Below are 739 nucleotides of genomic sequence, written 5' to 3' on the forward strand. Positions count from 1 at the left end.
GCGGTGTCGAGGGAGAGCGACGTGGGCATCATGTGATCCTCGCGGATAGGTGAACCGTGGTTCCGGCGGCATCAGGATTGATGGTGACGTCATTCATGAGCCCCCGCATGAGGGCAATACCCCGTCCCCGGTGGGGATAACTAGCCGGTTGCGGCGGTTTCCACGAGCCGGTGTCGGTGATGGTCAACTGCACCCGGTCGACCAGTGCGGTCGCGCCCAGGCTGATGGTGCCTTCCGGCTGGTCCCGGTGACCGTGCTCGATGGCGTTGGCGACGGCCTCCCCGGCGGCGACCAGCACGTTCATCGCCTGTTCCGGGTCCAGTCGGGTGCGGGTCAGCCAGGTGCGCAACGCGGATCGTGCGGGCGCCAAGTGACTGACGTCAGCCGGGAACGTCAGCTCCAGCGGAGCGGGATGACGATAAAGCAGAACGACTACGTCGTCCTGATAGCCGCCGCCGGGGGCCAGACCGGACATGATGTGGTTCGCCAATTCGTCGAGCGTCGACCCGCGGCCGTCCTGCACGAACTCGGCCGCCCGGGAGATGCCCTGCCCCAACGCCGTACGGCGACGTTCGACCAAGCCGTCGGTATAGAGCAGCAGGGTGGCACGCGCCGGCACGGTCACCCGGGCCTCGGGGCGGGACCAGTTGGGCCGCACTCCCAATGCGATCGTGTGACCGTCGTCGAGCATCTGGGTGGTGCCGTCCGCGTGGACCAGGATGGGCGGCGGGTGCCCGGC

The 739-nt window shown here is 68.1% G+C and carries 1 protein-coding gene; it reads right to left on the minus strand.

Translation table 11 applies throughout. From position 1 onward, the window contains the following. Positions 1-28: 28 nt before the first annotated feature. Positions 29-739 (minus strand): ATP-binding protein (locus tag A9X03_RS03840; RefSeq protein ID WP_156675579.1); only part of this gene is annotated, 711 nt, incomplete at its 5' end.

Origin of the sequence: Mycobacterium sp. E1715 (assembly GCF_001667625.1) — a bacterium.
Lineage (GTDB): Bacteria > Actinomycetota > Actinomycetes > Mycobacteriales > Mycobacteriaceae > Mycobacterium.